This window comes from Allocoprococcus similis, assembly GCF_054660775.1.
This window is the reverse complement of sequence record NZ_BAAHSG010000017.1, coordinates 1-16,317: the sequence shown is the minus strand read 5'-3', so window position 1 is coordinate 16,317 and position 16,317 is coordinate 1. Positions and strand designations below refer to the sequence as shown.

12 protein-coding genes, 1 tRNA gene and 1 pseudogene are annotated in these 16,317 nt (G+C 40.6%); 8 read left to right on the top strand and 6 right to left on the bottom strand.

Going from position 1 to position 16,317, the window contains the following annotated elements; genetic code table 11:
• A partial coding sequence (locus tag ACYQ5K_RS09195; RefSeq protein WP_459777483.1) for a hypothetical protein occupies positions 1–195 on the bottom strand: 195 nt, incomplete at its 3' end.
• Positions 196–395: 200 nt separating this feature from the next.
• Between ACYQ5K_RS09195 and ACYQ5K_RS09190 the strand changes: the two genes are divergently transcribed.
• The 4 genes and pseudogenes from ACYQ5K_RS09190 to ACYQ5K_RS09175 form a co-directional block, all read left to right on the top strand.
• Positions 396–2,861, top strand: coding sequence for a family 78 glycoside hydrolase catalytic domain (locus ACYQ5K_RS09190; protein ID WP_459777482.1), 2,466 nt, complete (start codon positions 396–398; stop codon positions 2,859–2,861).
• Positions 2,776–3,177, top strand: coding sequence for an alpha-L-rhamnosidase C-terminal domain-containing protein (locus ACYQ5K_RS09185; RefSeq protein ID WP_459777481.1), 402 nt, complete (start codon positions 2,776–2,778; stop codon positions 3,175–3,177). Before ACYQ5K_RS09190 ends, ACYQ5K_RS09185 begins: the two co-directional genes overlap by 86 nt.
• A 65-nt stretch (positions 3,178–3,242) precedes the next feature.
• Positions 3,243–4,295 (top strand): family 43 glycosylhydrolase, encoded by a 1,053-nt coding sequence (locus ACYQ5K_RS09180; RefSeq protein WP_459777480.1) that lies wholly within the window; start codon positions 3,243–3,245, stop codon positions 4,293–4,295.
• Between the two features lie 76 nt (positions 4,296–4,371).
• Positions 4,372–4,668: pseudogene (locus tag ACYQ5K_RS09175) on the top strand (hypothetical protein); the annotation flags it as partial.
• On the opposite strand, the gene ACYQ5K_RS09170 reads toward ACYQ5K_RS09175, so the two are convergent.
• Positions 4,665–5,684 (bottom strand): MerR family transcriptional regulator, encoded by a 1,020-nt coding sequence (locus ACYQ5K_RS09170; RefSeq protein WP_195231487.1) that lies wholly within the window; start codon positions 5,682–5,684, stop codon positions 4,665–4,667. The pseudogene ACYQ5K_RS09175 and the gene ACYQ5K_RS09170 sit on opposite strands and share 4 nt — an antisense overlap.
• A 294-nt stretch (positions 5,685–5,978) precedes the next feature.
• Between ACYQ5K_RS09170 and baiCD the strand changes: the two genes are divergently transcribed.
• Positions 5,979–9,440, top strand: a complete 3,462-nt coding sequence (gene baiCD, locus ACYQ5K_RS09165; protein ID WP_195231488.1) for a bile acid Fe-S flavoenzyme BaiCD — start codon at positions 5,979–5,981, stop codon at positions 9,438–9,440.
• 118 nt (positions 9,441–9,558) lie between these two features.
• On the opposite strand, the gene ACYQ5K_RS09160 is transcribed toward baiCD, so the two are convergent.
• Positions 9,559–9,807 (bottom strand): hypothetical protein, encoded by a 249-nt coding sequence (locus tag ACYQ5K_RS09160; protein WP_173688099.1) that lies wholly within the window; start codon positions 9,805–9,807, stop codon positions 9,559–9,561.
• 11 nt (positions 9,808–9,818) lie between these two features.
• Complete coding sequence (locus ACYQ5K_RS09155; protein WP_173688100.1) at positions 9,819–10,166, bottom strand: DUF6465 family protein; 348 nt, start codon at positions 10,164–10,166, stop codon at positions 9,819–9,821.
• A 367-nt stretch (positions 10,167–10,533) separates the two neighbouring features.
• On the opposite strand from ACYQ5K_RS09155, the gene ACYQ5K_RS09150 reads away from it, so the two are divergent.
• A complete protein-coding gene (locus tag ACYQ5K_RS09150) occupies positions 10,534–12,261 on the top strand; it encodes an IS1634 family transposase (protein WP_459777479.1) in 1,728 nt (575 codons plus the stop codon).
• A 237-nt stretch (positions 12,262–12,498) separates the two neighbouring features.
• Complete coding sequence (locus ACYQ5K_RS09145) at positions 12,499–13,308, top strand: Cof-type HAD-IIB family hydrolase (protein WP_195231490.1); 810 nt, start codon at positions 12,499–12,501, stop codon at positions 13,306–13,308.
• Between the two features lie 18 nt (positions 13,309–13,326).
• Here the strand turns inward: ACYQ5K_RS09145 and ACYQ5K_RS09140 are convergent, their stop codons facing one another.
• Together ACYQ5K_RS09140 and ACYQ5K_RS09135 are read right to left on the bottom strand one after the other, a co-directional pair.
• Positions 13,327–14,151, bottom strand: coding sequence for a polysaccharide deacetylase family protein (locus tag ACYQ5K_RS09140; protein ID WP_459777478.1), 825 nt, complete (start codon positions 14,149–14,151; stop codon positions 13,327–13,329).
• 387 nt (positions 14,152–14,538) lie between these two features.
• Positions 14,539–15,840: an IS30 family transposase gene (locus tag ACYQ5K_RS09135; RefSeq protein ID WP_459777477.1), complete on the bottom strand. Its 1,302-nt coding sequence runs from the start codon at positions 15,838–15,840 to the stop codon at positions 14,539–14,541.
• Between the two features lie 232 nt (positions 15,841–16,072).
• On the opposite strand from ACYQ5K_RS09135, the gene ACYQ5K_RS09130 reads away from it, so the two are divergent.
• Positions 16,073–16,143 (top strand) — tRNA-Gly (locus ACYQ5K_RS09130).
• Positions 16,144–16,317 lie beyond the last annotated feature (174 nt).

The window sequence follows — 16,317 nt, the reverse complement described above, 5'->3', positions numbered from 1 at the left end:
ATATGAGGGTAGCATATCATAGTCTGGATTCCTTTTGAAATTTAAAAAATCCGGGGAAGGATTATTTACAATGATATTGAACCCGGCATCTTCCGGATAAGTATAACTTTTATCCAATGCATAATCATAGCAATTGATTGAGAGAAAAGTGGCTTCATAAAATAATTTGCAAAATGCTTTAATATCCTGGATCATAAATAACCTCCGAAAAATGAATTTGATGGGAAAGGAATTCCAATACTGAAAATATTCAATTTATATCTAATTTTACAATATTTGAATTGATATTACAATAATTAAAGCATGGAGACGTGTTATCTTATACTCACAATAAATTAATATTCCTGGTAACCAAAGTAATTAGTATGATTTTAGAGAATAAGTGGAGGAAATTTATGTTTATCCAAAATATAACCTGTGAATTTGTAAAAGAACCGATTTCGATTGATTGTCAACATCCAAGATTTTCATGGGAGATTGATGCAGAAAAAAACAATGTCTTTCAGACAGCCTGGCAAATTATTGTTAAGGATGAAAAGAACGTAATTGTATGGGATAGTGGTGTTCAGGAAAACTCGGATACTACAGATATTTCTTATCAGGGAGAAATGTTAAAATCAACATCCGTATATCATTATCAGATTACTGTGTGGACAAATACAGAAGAAATGATTCAAAGTGGAGAAAATCATTTTGAAACAGCATTTTTTGATAAATCTGACTGGAAAGCAAAGTGGATGGAGCCGGAGCCATTGCCACAATTACTACAGAATCCTCTGAATGAAGCCAAAAAAGAGTGGCGGAAGATTACAGAAGCAATGATGCACGGAGATATGAGTGCAATGAAAACAGAAGAGGATATCTGGGATGCTTTACCGATGGAACCCTATGATCCGGCAGTACAGATGCGCCGTGTTTTCAGGGTGGGAAAATCTGTGAAACGTGCCCGTCTGTATGTGACTTCACATGGTATTTATGAAGTAAAGATCAATGGAAAGTCAGTGACGGACAGCCGATTGAATCCAGGTTTTACAGCGTATGACAGAAGACTAAAGTATCAGGTCTACGATGTGGATGAATTTGTGCAAAATGGAGAGAATGCAGTTTCTGTAACAGTTGCAGATGGATGGTATAAAGGAAAGATTGCGCTTGGACACGGATGTGAATATGGAGAAGTACCGGGAGTACTTCTCCAGTTGGAGATGATAGATGAAAATGGTAAAAAACAAGTCATGTGTTCTGATGAAAACTGGAAATATTCCTTTGATGGACCGATACGAAGTGCGGATTTGTTCTTAGGTGAAACCTATGATGCAAGAAGATATGACGGGGATCCTTCCAAGATAGAATATGATGATAAAAAGTGGTTTCCGGTGAGAACACATACAATGGACAATCCAATACCAGAAGCGCAGATCAGTCCACTGGCAAAGGTATTTGAAGAAGTTCCTGCACAGAGCGTATTTATTACACCAAATGGCGAAACAGTGGTTGATTTTGGACAGAATCTTGCAGGAACTATCCGGGTGAAGATTCAGGAAGAAAATGGAACAGAAGTGAAATTTGAACATGGAGAAATGCTTGATGATCAGGGAAATTTCTTTTATGTTTTTGCCGGAACAAGCAGAGCACAAGAGGATATTTATATTTGCGGAGAGAAGCGGGAAGAAATTTTTGAGCCACATTTTACATATCATGGATTTCGCTATGTGCGCGTGACTGGTGGAGCAGATTGGAAGAAAGAAGATTTCACAGCTCTTGCAATCAGTACAGAAAATGAAGTGACAGGAAATTTCCAATGCTCGGATGAGCAGATCAATCAGCTGCAGAGTAATATTTACTGGAGCCAGCGTTCGAATAACATTACGATTCCAACGGATTGTCCGACAAGAGAAAAAGCAGGGTGGACAGGAGATGTAGTGGTCTATGGGGCAACAGCACTGTTCAATCAGAACATGACAGCCTTTTACGAAGACTGGCTCCGCAGTATTCGCCTGGATCAGCTGGAAAACGGATATGTTCTTGGAACAGTACCACAGATCAGAAATTATGTACAGCAGGGGGATACAGGGTCTCTTGGGTGGGGGGATGTCATACTGACACTGCCACTTCAGATGTATCAACTCTGTGGAGACAAAGAAGTTCTTCAAGTAAATTATGAGGCTATGGGGAAATGGATGCATTCCATGGAGTGTGCTGCACATGAACTTCCAGGTGAAGCGGTTCCTTATGGGGGATTCCAGACAGAACAGAATTGTGATGAAAGAAGCCTTGAAAACCAGCGTTATCTGATCAATACAGGATTTCACTTTGGAGACTGGATTATTCCAAGTGTTGTGAATGAAGAGGGCTTTACCGATGGACCGGCTTCTGCATTTCTCACAATGAATTATGTTGGAAGCAGTCTGCTGGCAGCAGATGCAGATATGTTTTCGGAAATTTCTGAATTAGTGGGAAATATGGAGAATGCAGAGAAATACCGCGCTTATGCAAAAAGAGTCCGCCAGGCGTTCGAAGAAGAATATGTATCGGATGATGGAAAGCTTGGGCAGGAGATGCAGGGAAATTATATTCTGGCATTGAGACATCATATGGTGTCACCGGAGAAAGAACCACTTCTTGCGGAAAGACTGAATGAACTTGTAGTAAAGAATGGATTCAGACTGGATACCGGTTTTATGGCTACCCCGCATATTCTTGATATCTTATGTCAGTATGGATATGCAGATACTGCATGGAAGGTATTGCTTCAGAAGCAGTGTCCGTCCTGGCTCTATGAAGTGGAACAGGGGGGCAACAACAGTCTGGGAAAACTGGGATGCAGTAAGACCAGACGGGAAACTGGCAAGTTGTTCCTTTAATCATTATGCGTTTGGCTGTGTTGGAGATTTCCTGTACCGGAAAGTTCTTGGTGTACAGAATGCAGGAATTGGTTATGACAGGATCCTGATTGCACCGGAGTATGACTGTCCGTTTATGTGGGCAGAAGGAACCTATCACAGTGTAAATGGAAACATTGAGTTAAGATGGGAAAAGAATAAAAATAAAGTGAAGATTTTCGGACGGATTCCGGCAAATACATCCGCATGCTTAAGGTTGCCAGATGGAACAGAAAAAGAACTTGGAAATGGACGGTTTGAAGTAAAAGTAGGGTTAGATTCAGGCATAAAAGAATAAGATGGAAGGTGAATGCTGTCGTCAGGAGCAGAAGGTGTCTGACAGCATGAAAAATGGTATTGAAAATGAGTGAAAAGAAAATGATTTATCCAGGAAAAATAATGCTGGATACAGAAGGAAAACGTATTCAGGCACATGGAGCCGGAATGATTTACGAGAACGAGACTTATTATTGGTATGGAGAGAATAAAGAGTTCACAACTGGGAAAGATGAAGTCTGGACCTGGGGAATCCGTTTTTATTCTTCTAAAGATCTGGTCAACTGGAAGGATGAAGGTCTTGTGATTCCACCAGATACAGAAGATAAGGAATCCAGCCTTCACCCATCAAAACATGTAGACCGTCCACATATTCTGTATAATAAGAAAACGCAGAAATATGTCTGCTGGATAAAAATGAGTGAAGAAGATGGCTATTTTCTTATTATGACCTCAGAAAATCTGCTTGGACCGTATAAGAAGGAGAAAGATCATTTTCATCCGTTTAATACGTCAGTGGGAGACTTTGATTTGTGGCAGGATGAGAACGGAAAGGGATACCTGTATTTCGAACATGATCATGCAGGTGTGATTTCAACTGGACTGACAGAAGATTTTCTGGATGTACAGGGAGAGTATCTGGATATGTTTACAGGACTGAAACCACCATATACAAGAGAAGCATGTACGCACTTTGTGTATAAAGAGAAACATTATCTCCTTACCAGTGGAATGATCGGATATATACCAAATCCAAGTGAGATCGCGGTAAGTGATACTCCGCTTGGTCCCTATGAAGTATTGGGAAATCCACATAGGGATGATTCAAGCAGTGCGTCGTTCAATAGTCAGATCTCTTATGTGTTTCATGACCCTGAACGAGAAGATCTGTATCTTGTGATGGCAGATCGTTGGGTACCGGAATACGTGGTGACGAAAGAAAAATATGAAAGTCTGGAACGTGTGATTACTTCCCAGTATAATTCAGAAATCCATCCAACAGAAGAAGACTATAAAGTTGCAATGGATGCCCCATTTCTTGGAAATGCGAATACCTCTATTGCAGATTATGTCTGGTTGCCATTGAAATTGGATGGAGAATATCCGATGATTGAGTGGAAGGACGCATGGAGACCATAAAGAAGAAAGGGGAGAGAGAAAAGAAAATGCAAAAGAATAAGAAGATTTGGATCATATGGAATAGAAGACGGGATTTCGAAGTGATGGACTGGCAATGTCTGTCTACAATATTATTGCAATAGCAATGGCAGGTGTCTGTACAGGATTATTCAATGGGCTGTTAGCAGGAAATGGTTATGTGGCACCGGAGCTTGTAAATGGTGTGACGGTAGCTGCAATTCAAAATGAAGCCGTTAAACATGTTATTACATTTGGATATGTAGGTTTTGAAGTGATCACAGCAGTAATACTGGTGATTTTACTGATCTTTTTAAATGTCGAAAAGGATATTGATAAAAAACAGGCAGAGATTAAAGAGCGTCAGAAACACTAATATATAAACGTCTCGATCTTATCTACAGTCATCATATTATATACACTGTGGTGAAAAGCGGCAGCAACTTCAAGTTCCCCATAACTGCTTTCTTCAAAATCATAACTATCTTGAAAAGCACAGGCGAGAAGAGTTCTAAACTTCTCGCCTTCTTTGCTGTCCAGATAATCTTTAAAAAGCATGCAGCACGCATGAATATTATTGTAATATTTCTGGTAATCCGGATGAAACTCAAGCAGCAAATGACTGGTCGAGAATGCAAACAAAGTGGTAGGGCGAATCAGCGGACGATACAGTAACCGCCATTTTTTTATTTGCATTTCATCCGTTGCAAAGAGTGTAAGAGACTTTTTCAATTCTTCCACAAAATCAGGATAGTCCTCCGGTGTAAGTGCAATGATTTTCTGATTGCGCAGATATTGATTTACATTGGCGGTATCCAATTGTTCCGGCGAAAGAGCCTGCAGATATTGTGCCATAACCTTTAAATCGGAATCGATATGTTCCAGTGTAGTCTTCATGATCTTCTGCCAGAGAAACTGGCGGTATTCTGTCATTGGCGCATCAATAAAAGACTGCCACAGATAACGGGCAATCAATCTTGCATCACGTGAAGTATATTGTGCGTGATATTTGCTTAGGTCCGGTTTGAACTCAATTCCTTCCAGATAATCAGAAAGCTGCTCAAAGGAATGACAGACCGGAAGTGAGGATGAAAAATCATCCAGACTTTTGATCGTCTCTTCGGTAGTAAGCAGCTGTGTCTGAAGATGATGAAGCTGCTTATGGAGATAGTAAGGTGCAGTTCTCGGATTGGATAAGATTGAACGAATGTCTGCAAGCGGAAGCCCGGCATCTCTCAGTTTCCGGATCATGATAAGACGGGAGATGTCATCTTCTGAAAAATCGTGATAACCATTTTCCTGTGATGATGGTGTAATCAGCTGTTCTTTTATATAAAAATAGATTGTTCTTTTCTGAAGATTTGTTCTTTTGACAACTTCCTGGATTCTCATATATTGCTCCTAAAATACGAATGGTTTATAAGCTGTAATCTAAAGTGTACACCAAGTGTACGCTTTTTTCTCTATTATAAGATGGTTTTAGGAGAAAATCTATAAAAAATTAGAAAAAGTGACAAAGAAAAAGGAAAAATAAGAGAAAAGACGGATGGGTTTTCGTGAATTATTTAACGTTGACTTTCCACCAACTGTAGATTGTATAGTTGAATCAAGAGGTGAACGAGTCATAAATCTGTCTTAGAATGTGGACAGTAACAGAAAAAGTTCGCAGAAAAGGAGAAAAACAATATGTTTGAAAAATTATTCAGCCCTATCACGATCCGTGGAATGGAACTGAAAAACAGAGTCATGCTCCCGGCTATGGGAACAAAATTTGCAGGAAAAGCAAGTTATGTAACAAATCAGCTGATCGACTATCATGTGGCACGTGTCAAAGGTGGATGCGGTTTAAATATGGTAGAAGTCTGTTCTGTCCATACACCGAGTGCACCAAGAGGATTCCTTTCTATCAGTGAGGACGAGTATGTTCCGGGACTTAAGAAACTGACAGATGCGATCCATGCAGAAGGTGGTAAAGCAGGTATCCAGCTGTGGCAGGGAAGTATGGCAGTTGGAATGGATCAGACAGCACAGATTCTGATGGCGAGTGATATGCCGATGGGACCTGGAATCACACTTCCGGGAATCACAGTAGATCAGATCAAGGAAGTTGTAGCATGCTATGGAAAAGCAGCAAAACGTGCAGCAGAAGCAGGATTTGACTGCATCGAATTTCACTGTGCACATAACTATCTGCCACACTCTTTTCTTTCCGGTGGAATCAACCACAGAACAGATGAGTATGGCGGAAGCTTTGAAAACAGAAGCAGATTCCCACTGGAGTGTATCCGTGCGATCCGTGAGAACATGCCGGAAGATATGCCGCTGTTTATGAGAATTGATGCGCATGATGATTATCTGGAAAATGGACTTACAATCGAAGAAGTGATTGAATTCTGTAAACTTGCAAAAGAAGCAGGTGTTGATACACTTGACGTATCCAGAGGAAATATTCTTTCGGCAGGTCTCAAATATGAGGTACCTTCGATTGATATTCCAAGAGCATTTAACATTGATAATGCTGCAAAGATCCGTAAAGAAACAGGAATGCTGACGATCGGTGTCGGAAGAATCAATACACCACAGCTTGCAGAACAGATTCTGGAAGATGATAAAGTAGATATGGTTGTGATCGGACGTGGACAGCTAGTAGATCCTGACTTCTGTAACAAGGCAGAAGCCGGAAAGACAGAAGAAATCGATTACTGTGTTGGATGTAACCAGGGATGTTATGATGGATTTGAGAGTAAAGATTCTCCGTGCATCACTTGTCTTCGTAACCCAGCAGTCGGAAGAGAGAAAGAATGTGAACTCATCCCGGCAGAGAAGCCAGAGACAGTTCTGATCGCCGGTGGTGGAATCGGTGGACTTGAAGCGGCTATCATTCTGAAGAAGAGAGGACATAATCCGACCCTTTGCGAGGCAACTGACACACTTGGCGGACAGTTCCTGACAGCAGGAGAGGCTCCGAGAAAAGCAGAGATGAAAGCAGCAGTTCTGTCTATGGCAGAGAAAGCAAAACGCCTTGGTGTTGATATACGCATGAATACAAAGGTGACTCCGGAAATGATCGCAGAGATCAAACCACATACATTTATCAATGCAATCGGTGCAGCACCGATCGTACCTCCGATTCCGGGAAATGACAAAGCATTTGTTGTAGATTCTCATGCAGTTCTTGACGGCGAAGCAAAGGCAGAAGGAAATGTTGTAGTCATCGGCGGCGGAATGGTCGGCATGGAAGTTGCAGAGTATCTTTCAGAAAAAGGAGCTAAGGTTACAGTCCTTGAGATGATGAAAGAATTCTGTGCAGATATGGGAAGCACAAGAAAAATCTGTGTGACAGAGCAGATCTATCAAGATGGAATCACTCCGGTAACAGAAGTGAAAGTAACAGAGATCCAGGATGGCAAGGTCATTGGTGAAAAAGATGGAGAAAAAGTTGAATTTCCATGTGATTATGCAGTGATGGCTGTCGGAGCAAGAAAACGTGACGGAAGTGCATTAGAAAAGGTGTGTAATGATCTTGAGATCGGTTACTATGAGATTGGTGATGCCGGAATGGCAAGACGTGCACTGAACGCAGTAAGAGAAGCATTTGACGCGGCACTTAACTTTGATAAAGAGGAAGAACATAAATATGTAAGTAAGCCGAAAAAGGTTGTATTTGTCACAGGTGCAACAGGAACAATGGGACAGGAGACAATGAAGCAGCTCTTATCCAGAAACAACCGTTTCAAGACAAGAATCCTGGCAAGACCATCAGAGAAAAACCGCCAGCTTCTGAAGAAATATATGTGTCCGGCGCTTGAAGTTGTCTGGGGAGATATGGCAGATTATGATACGATCAAGAAATGTGTAGACGGAGCTGATTATGTACTTCATATCGGTGCAATGGTATCTCCTGCAGCTGATAAATATCCGGAGAAGACATTGTATACAAACATTGGTTCTACATTAAATATCATCAAGGCAATCAAAGAGCAGCCGGATCCGGACAAGGTACATTTCGCATATGTCGGAACAGTTGCGATGACAGGAAGCAGACTTGATCCGGTACAGTTTGGTCGGATCGGAGACCCGATGAATCCGTCTATTCATGATTACTATGCAGTATCAAAAGTATTTTCAGAGGCAGCAGTCTTTGAAAGTGGACTGAAATACTGGGTATCTATCCGTCAGACAGGACAGCATCCAAGTGCAGAAGGTGCAGGCGAGGAGCCGATCGTATTCCACCAGCCGGCAAATAACGTACTGGAGTGGAGTACAGCACTTGATTCCGGTATTTGTATGGCAAACCTTTGCGAAGACTGGGTTGATGAAAGCTTCTGGCGTAAGGCATACAATTTAAGTTCCGGTAAGGATTATCGTCTGGCAACCTGGGAGATGGCAGGACTTTCACTGGAACCAATGGGAATTAAATATGAAGATGTGTATGATCCGCAGGATGTGGCAAGATTTAATTTCCATGGACAGTATTATCTGGATGCTGACAAACTGGAAGAGCAGCTTCATTTCCGTCAGATTCCGGCTAAGATTTACTGGGGCGCTGTAAAGAACGAGATGGAAAGAATGATGGCAAACCCAATGATCGCAGCTATGATGCCGACAGCTGAAGCAATGCATGCACACAATAAGGAAATCGCAGCGAAGAAGACAGGAACGATCTGGATGGAAGAGAATATGGAGATGGATTGGATCAAGGCATTCTTCGGCTCTCTGGAAGAAAAACAGAATGCGAAACCATTTGAACTCTACCACCCGGCAGAAGAACCGGAAAGACCGCTGGATCATGGTTATGATGAAGAAAAAGGAATTGAGAATCTGGATGTAGATGATCTTGAGAAGGCAGCTGCATTCCGTGGAGGTTCTTATGAAGAAGACCATGCAGGAGACATTTATACACCGGTAGAATGGAAGTGTGCATCCGGACATAAGTTCAAAATGTCAGTCAATGCAGTTCTTCATGGCGGCCACTGGTGTCCGGAATGTATGAAGAATTCCTGGGCATATCCGAAGATGGCGAAAGAGAATCCATTCTACGCACAGGTATGGAATCCACAGCACAGCCCGGAGGAAGATTATGAGATTCCGATGCAGTTCAGCGCATATGACATCGAGGAAGAACTGAAAGAGAAACTGGGGCTTTAACAGCAGATACATTTGCATGATTAAGAATGATAGTGGAGATATGTTGTAAGAGCATAATATAGTTGAGTAATGTACGGTGTTGTGAGAGGACGGCGGTTAGTCACCGCCGTCTACTCGATTATTGGTTTTGCTGCAAATCCTTCAGCGTCTGGATAAGTTCCAGATCTTTTTCGGTAACACGGAAATTCGTAGTGTAATTCCGTCCTTCCGGAGATTTGACAGAGATTTCGATGATGCTGTCTTTGCGGAATGCATCTCCTTTTACTGCATGAATAAAAGGCATAAATTTAGGATGCTCCTGCTGAAAAGCGGAAAATGCGGATTTCAGTTTTGCAAGCATTCCAAGCTGTTGAAAGTTAAGCGCCATAAAATACTCCTTTATAATTCAATATATCCATTGAACTCTCCAAGGGTGTAATATGCTTTTTTATCTTCTGGTTTCAGATAAATGGAGAGAGCTTCCGGATTTTCTACGGCGTGTCCCTTTGCATTGCAGTCAGCGATCACACGTTCTGTGATATCGGCTACAGTATATTCTGCACTCTGGTACTGAACATAGAATGCAGGATTTTTGGCAGGAACTTCTACCGGTACTTTGACTTCTTTTACAACTTCTTTTATCTCTACAACAGGAGTTGATGTAGTCGGTGCTGATGATGTAGCTGTAGCAGTTACTGCTGATTCAAGTGTTCTTTTCTGCTTTTTCTTATCGATTCTTTTATTCATTATTATTACCCCTTCTTCAAATTGTACAACATTTATTATATTACTTTTATATGGAGAAGTCAAAATGGCATTTATCACAGATATTTTGCAGAAAATGAAAAAGGGTTGCGCATAATGGTGAGATATGCGTATAATGAGTATCGTGTAATTGGAGTATAACCGGGAGGAAAGGTAGAATGAATAGAGCAGCATTATTTTTTGATATTGATGGGACCGTACTCGGGAGTTTGACAGTTAAATATTAGAAAAAGTACTCGCAGGCCGCATAAAACCTGCTTTTTTTGTGTCAAATTTTTGGTTTTATTTTATAGTATTATATAGCATTTCTTCAGGAAATGTGATATAATTGATTAAGGAGGATTTTATCATGAAAGTAACTACATCGAAGTCAAAAAATTCTGAATCATTTTATATTGCAAAAAGCTATATCAACAACAAAGGAAAAAGTACATCTGTTAATGTACGCAAGCTTGGAACATTAAAGGAACTTTTAATCGAACATGGTCCCACTCGTGACGACGTCATGAAATGGGCCAAAGAAGAAGCCAGGATTGAAACTCTTAAATATAAAAAAGAACAACAGGCAAAATCTGTCCAGATCACGTTTCATTCTGATCACAAGCTGGATTATGGCCAGCAGGTCTTCTATCGTGGTGGATACCTTTTCCCACAGTCTTTTTATTATCGGCTTCATCTGGATAAAGTATGCCGAAAACTTCGGGACAAATATAAATTTAAATACGACATCAATGCAATCCTGTCTGATCTTATTTACGCAAGGATCCTTGAACCAGACAGTAAATATTCTTCCTATAAAACAGCTTCTGAATTTTTAGAAAAACCTTCTTACCAGCTGCATGATGTATACCGCTCTCTTGATGTGCTTGGAAATGAATGTGATTTTATACAGTCAGAAGTATATAAAAACAGTCATCTTCTCGGAAAACGGAATGATAAGATTCTCTATTACGACTGCACAAACTATTATTTTGAAATCGAACAGGAAGATGGGGATAAAAAATACGGTAAATGTAAACAACATCGTCCAAATCCAATCATTCAAATGGGAATGTTTATGGACGGAGATGGAATCCCTCTTGCCTTTTCTCTTTTCCCAGGAAATGCGAATGAACAGACTTCACTGAAACCCTTAGAAGAGAAGGTATTACAGGACTTTGGATGTACGAAATTTATTTATTGCAGTGATGCCGGACTCGGTTCAGAAGCAATCAAAAGACTCAACCATGCCGGCGAACGGGCTTTTATTGTCACACAGTCCATAAAGAAACTAAATAAAGATGACAAAAAATGGGCTTTAGATAAAAGCGGATTCAAACGGGTTTCCGATAATGCTCCCGTTGATCTTTCCGAAATCCCGGAAGATGATAACGGATTATACTATAAAGACAAACCGTATACGCCACACTCCCTGCATCAACGTCTAATTGTAACCTACTCAACAAAGTATGCAAGATATCAGAAATCGATACGTACAGACCAGGTTGAACGTGCGAAAAAGATGCTTCTTTCTGGAAAAGTAAAAAAAGAACGCAGAAATCCGAATGATCCTGCACGTTTTATAGGAAAGCTCGCGGTAACCAAAGACGGTGAAACTGCAAAAATCCATAATTATCTGGATACCGACAAGATTGAGCAGGAATCTCTCTATGATGGAATGTATGCAGTAACTACGAATTTGTTAGACGATGAGGTAAAAGATATTTTAAAAGTCAGCGAAGGGCGTTGGGAAATTGAAGAATGTTTCCGCATAATGAAAACAGACTTTGAAGCAAGACCAGTGTTTCTTCAGGATGAAGTCCGTATAAAAGCACATTTTCTTATCTGTTTTCTTTCTTTGGTAATCTATTGTTACCTTGAGAAAGAATTAGGATATGCCTTTACCTGTGAAACAATTCTGGAAAAGTTGAAATCTATGAATTTTGCAGATATACAGGAACAAGGGTTTATTCCCCTCTATACACGTGATATGTTGACGGATGCTTTGCATAAAGTTTGTGGTTTTGATACAGACTTCAAGTTTATTACAAAAAGTCAAATGAAAACCATTCAGAAAAAAAGTAAGAGACGGGAATAAAATACTATAGTTTAAAACAACGGCAAAACTCGCTACAATGCCTGTATTTACAAGCATTATAGCGAGTTTATTTTTCTCAAACTGTCAAAGATGGGATTATATTACTTTTATATGGAGAAGTCAAAATGGCATTTATCACAGATATTTTGCAGAAAATGAAAAAGGGTTGCGCATAATGGTGAGATATGCGTATAATGAGTATCGTGTAATTGGAGTATAACCGGGAGGAAAGGTAGAATGAATAGAGCAGCATTATTTTTTGATATTGATGGGACCGTACTCAGTGAGATTACAAAAGAGATTCCCGCAAGTACGATAGATGCACTTAAAAGGGCACACGACGCAGGACATTTTTTGTTTATCAATACAGGAAGAACGTACTGCAGTGTTCCGGTGGAACTGAAAAAACTTCCATTTGATGGATATCTGTGTGGATGTGGGATTTATTTTACATTTGATGAAGAAGTTATTTTTGAAAAGCATCTGGATCCGGAGAGAGGCGATGAGATCGCTGATTATATGACAAAATGTCAGATTGATGGGATTTTTGAGGGAGCAGAAGATGTGTATTTCACTTCAAGAGTTTCAAGATTTGACAGATTGGAAAATACAAAAAAATACATGAATAACCGTGGACTTGGAATCGAGCGTTATATGGAGCAGAGAAGCTGTCCATATGATAAGATCTTTATTTATACGGATGAAAAAAGTGATGTAAAAGCTTTTTTTGAATTTATCAAAGATGATATGGAAGTAATCGACCGTGGAAGTAATACGTTTGAGTGTATCCTGAAGGGCTATACAAAAGGAACTGCGATTGACTGGGTACTGGAGCATTTTGGAATGACGAGAGACCAGTCATATGTATTTGGAGACAGCAGCAATGATCTGGCAATGTTCCAGCATGCCGGGCATGCGATTGCGATGGGCGCGCATGACCAGGTGCTGGAACCTTATACAGAATTTGTAACAAAGACCGTTGAAGAAGACGGAATTGCTTATGCGATGAAGAAATATGGACTGATCGATCAGAGAAGCCTCCGGTAAAGTGACAGAGAAAATTTTCTAAGATGCAGCAGCTTTTATAAGGTCATCAAGAGAACCAAAATGATAGCCCATTTCTTCCCATTTGGTGAGAAGTTCATCTAGGATTTCAGCGTTTGTAGAGGACGTACTGTGGAGTAAAACGATGGCACCGGGATGGATTCTTCCAAGCAGCTTTTCAAAAGCCTCTTCGTGGGATGGCTGGTTATCCTGATACCAGTCGACATAGGCGAGACTCCAGAAGAAGGTATGATAACCAAGCTCCTGCGCCATTTTCAGGTTGGCTTCGTTGTATTTTCCTTGTGGTGGACGATAAAATCTGGAAATTTCCTGTCCGGTGATCTGCTGATACAGTTTTTCAACTGTCTGGATTTCTTCAGAGAAGGATTCCATTGTAGAAATCTGTGACATGTCTTTGTGATGCCAGGTGTGGTTGCCGACGGTGTTACCGGCAGCGAGGATCTGTTTGATAAGTTCCGGATTGCTTTCCAGAAGTGTGCCGACGACGAAGAACGTTGCCGGAGCCTGATGCTTCGTAAGAGCTTCCAGAATAGCCGGTGTATTTCCGTTTTCATAACCGGCATCGAAAGTAAGGTAGATTACTTTTTCGCTGGTGTCCTGTGCGTAAAAGGCATCGAATTTTTTCAGCTCGTCAAATGTGGCATTGCCGACAGGGGGATCCCCGTCAGTTTGGAAGCTGAGCCCCCAGTTGCCTTCAGAAGAGGTGGGAACAGCGGCAGAAAAGAAATGATCATGCAGAAATGCAGAGCCGGTTCCCACAAAGAAAGCCGCAAGGAAAAGAAAACAGATCCGTATAACATTTTTGGGTTTTAATCTGGAAAACATAAAAGGAACTCCGATCGGATAGAAGAACAGGTGATTGATAAAATATATGTGGAAATGGAAGGAAAAGAACCGAAATAGATAAAATAGCGGTCAGAAAATAAAGTGGACAAAAAGGGTGAATTGAAAAAGTAAAATCCACCTTGCAAAGGTAAATTCTACTTTGCAGGATTAAATTCCACGTGAAAGAAAAAAATATTGATCTTGTATATGAAATCCTCAAAATCAGAGTTAAAATATAAGGAAAAGCTGTGGTTTTGGGGATTTTTTTGCATGCCGAGCGGAAGTCGAATTTACGTGTGATTTTTTGGAAGGAGTAAATTCCACCTCTGGGGGATGTTCTGCGATGATGGCGGTATAGATTTCCTACCCAGCTTTTTTAGTTTTAGTTTATTTTAATAATTCAGGACTAAGGATGATTTCGTCAGCAGGAATTTTCTGCAGATGAAATGCATCTAAAATTTTTCTACCGTATTGAAACTCGAAAACTTCATAAGGACTTTTGTTTCCGAGCTTTTTCCGGGAGTAGGAGTTGATGTGGCTCATCATGAGATCAATCTGTTCCTGTGAGTATCGTCCAAGGTCAGTACCTTTTGGAATGATTCTTCGAATCAGTTCGTGGTTGTTTTCGCAGCTTCCTTTCTGGTAAGGTGCGCTGGGATTACAATAGAACATCCTGGCTCGAGGGTTTCCCTGTGCATCCAGTTCGATAGCAGAAGGGTTTGAAAATTCACTGCCGTTATCCGCTAAAAGAACAGGAAAAAGTTCAATGAAAATATCCATCCTCAATTCAAAATAGAGACGGTCAAAAATGTCAATGACAGATTGAGAGTCATTATGCTGGCGGAGAAAAGCAAGCTGCAGTTGTTGTTCCACGAAATGAATAGTGAGAAGAACCGCTCCGCCTTTTATACCTTCTACAGAATCAAGCTGTCTGACAGAAGCATCCGGATGTTCAGCCATGTAATTTTCAAAACATTGAAAGTCACGTCCAATACGGCAGGATTTATCCACTTTCAGTTTAGAAGAAACATTTTTCCTTGGACGCATGCGTATGGTACGTGGCATATCGATATTTCTGGCAGTGAATAGCCCGTTGTTTGTGTAAGTATACAGTGTTCGTTCTGACTTCATAAGTTCGTCAGCATGATGTATTGCAATGTGATGAAGGGACTGCCCTTTTTTGAGGAGAGGAGATACCACATCATCGAGCTGCTTAAGTTCCACTTCAGAAAGGGCAACCCCAGAACGGGATTCCCTTCTGACCTGTTCATATTCCTTCTGAGCATAAGAAGCCTTGTAAAGACGTTTTTCGAGAGAACACCTGGTACGCTGCTGACAGCCATTACAGACATAGGGAGGTTTGGAAAGCTTAGGGCAAATATATTTTTCGTAAGAGATGCAGGAGGAAGTACACCTGCCGCAAGTCCAGCACGGTTTGTTATTCGAGTAGGCGCAGTGCTGGCAAAACTTCTGCAGAGAACACTGATGCAGGAAAGCGACACGGCAGTCGTTAAAAGATCTGCCTAAAGCGCCGGTTTTCTCAAAGCAGATATGCGCTTTAATCTCCTTTGAAATCGTAGTGCAGTCTTTGCCGAGTTCTCGGGCAATAGACTTAAAACTATGGTGTTCATTGAGCATGGTTTCAATGAGGATTCTTGCTTCCAGATTTAAATGTTTTTGTTTATTCATAATGGTCTCCTTACCGCTGGGAGGAATCACCATGTTTGTATAAAGAATTATAAGGGAAAAATAGGAAGAATTAAATTCCACCTTTAGAAATGCAACGTTTTGCAGGATTAAATTCCATAGAGGGGTGGAATTTAACTTTGCAATTAAGTTGAGGACAAAAAGTGATCAAAAAATTGAAAAAAAGACTTGCATTTTTTCTGAGATGTGATATTATATTATTTGTCTTTAAGATGCGGGTGTAGTTCAATGGTAGAACACCAGCCTTCCAAGCTGGATACGTGGGTTCGATTCCCATCACCCGCTTTTGTTATGCGTAAAAAGAAGAACCTCAAATGGTTGAAACGACCAGAGCGGTTCTTCTGAAGTTGAGACATAATGACAAAATCTGGTTGATAAACCAGATAAAAGTGATATACTGAATGCATAAGAAAAGAAACCGTGTGGAATTAAAGTTTTGTTGGATAATCAAAGTTCTTG

Coding starts and splice junctions, on each gene's coding strand:
- ACYQ5K_RS09190 (WP_459777482.1), top strand. CDS start 396: ATGTTTATCCAAAATATAACCTGTGAATTTGTAAAAGAACCGATTTCG.
- ACYQ5K_RS09185 (WP_459777481.1), top strand. CDS start 2,776: ATGAAGTGGAACAGGGGGGCAACAACAGTCTGGGAAAACTGGGATGCA.
- ACYQ5K_RS09180 (WP_459777480.1), top strand. CDS start 3,243: ATGAGTGAAAAGAAAATGATTTATCCAGGAAAAATAATGCTGGATACA.
- ACYQ5K_RS09170 (WP_195231487.1), bottom strand. CDS start 5,684: ATGAGAATCCAGGAAGTTGTCAAAAGAACAAATCTTCAGAAAAGAACA.
- baiCD (WP_195231488.1), top strand. CDS start 5,979: ATGTTTGAAAAATTATTCAGCCCTATCACGATCCGTGGAATGGAACTG.
- ACYQ5K_RS09160 (WP_173688099.1), bottom strand. CDS start 9,807: ATGGCGCTTAACTTTCAACAGCTTGGAATGCTTGCAAAACTGAAATCC.
- ACYQ5K_RS09155 (WP_173688100.1), bottom strand. CDS start 10,166: ATGAATAAAAGAATCGATAAGAAAAAGCAGAAAAGAACACTTGAATCA.
- ACYQ5K_RS09150 (WP_459777479.1), top strand. CDS start 10,534: ATGAAAGTAACTACATCGAAGTCAAAAAATTCTGAATCATTTTATATT.
- ACYQ5K_RS09145 (WP_195231490.1), top strand. CDS start 12,499: ATGAATAGAGCAGCATTATTTTTTGATATTGATGGGACCGTACTCAGT.
- ACYQ5K_RS09140 (WP_459777478.1), bottom strand. CDS start 14,151: ATGTTTTCCAGATTAAAACCCAAAAATGTTATACGGATCTGTTTTCTT.
- ACYQ5K_RS09135 (WP_459777477.1), bottom strand. CDS start 15,840: ATGAATAAACAAAAACATTTAAATCTGGAAGCAAGAATCCTCATTGAA.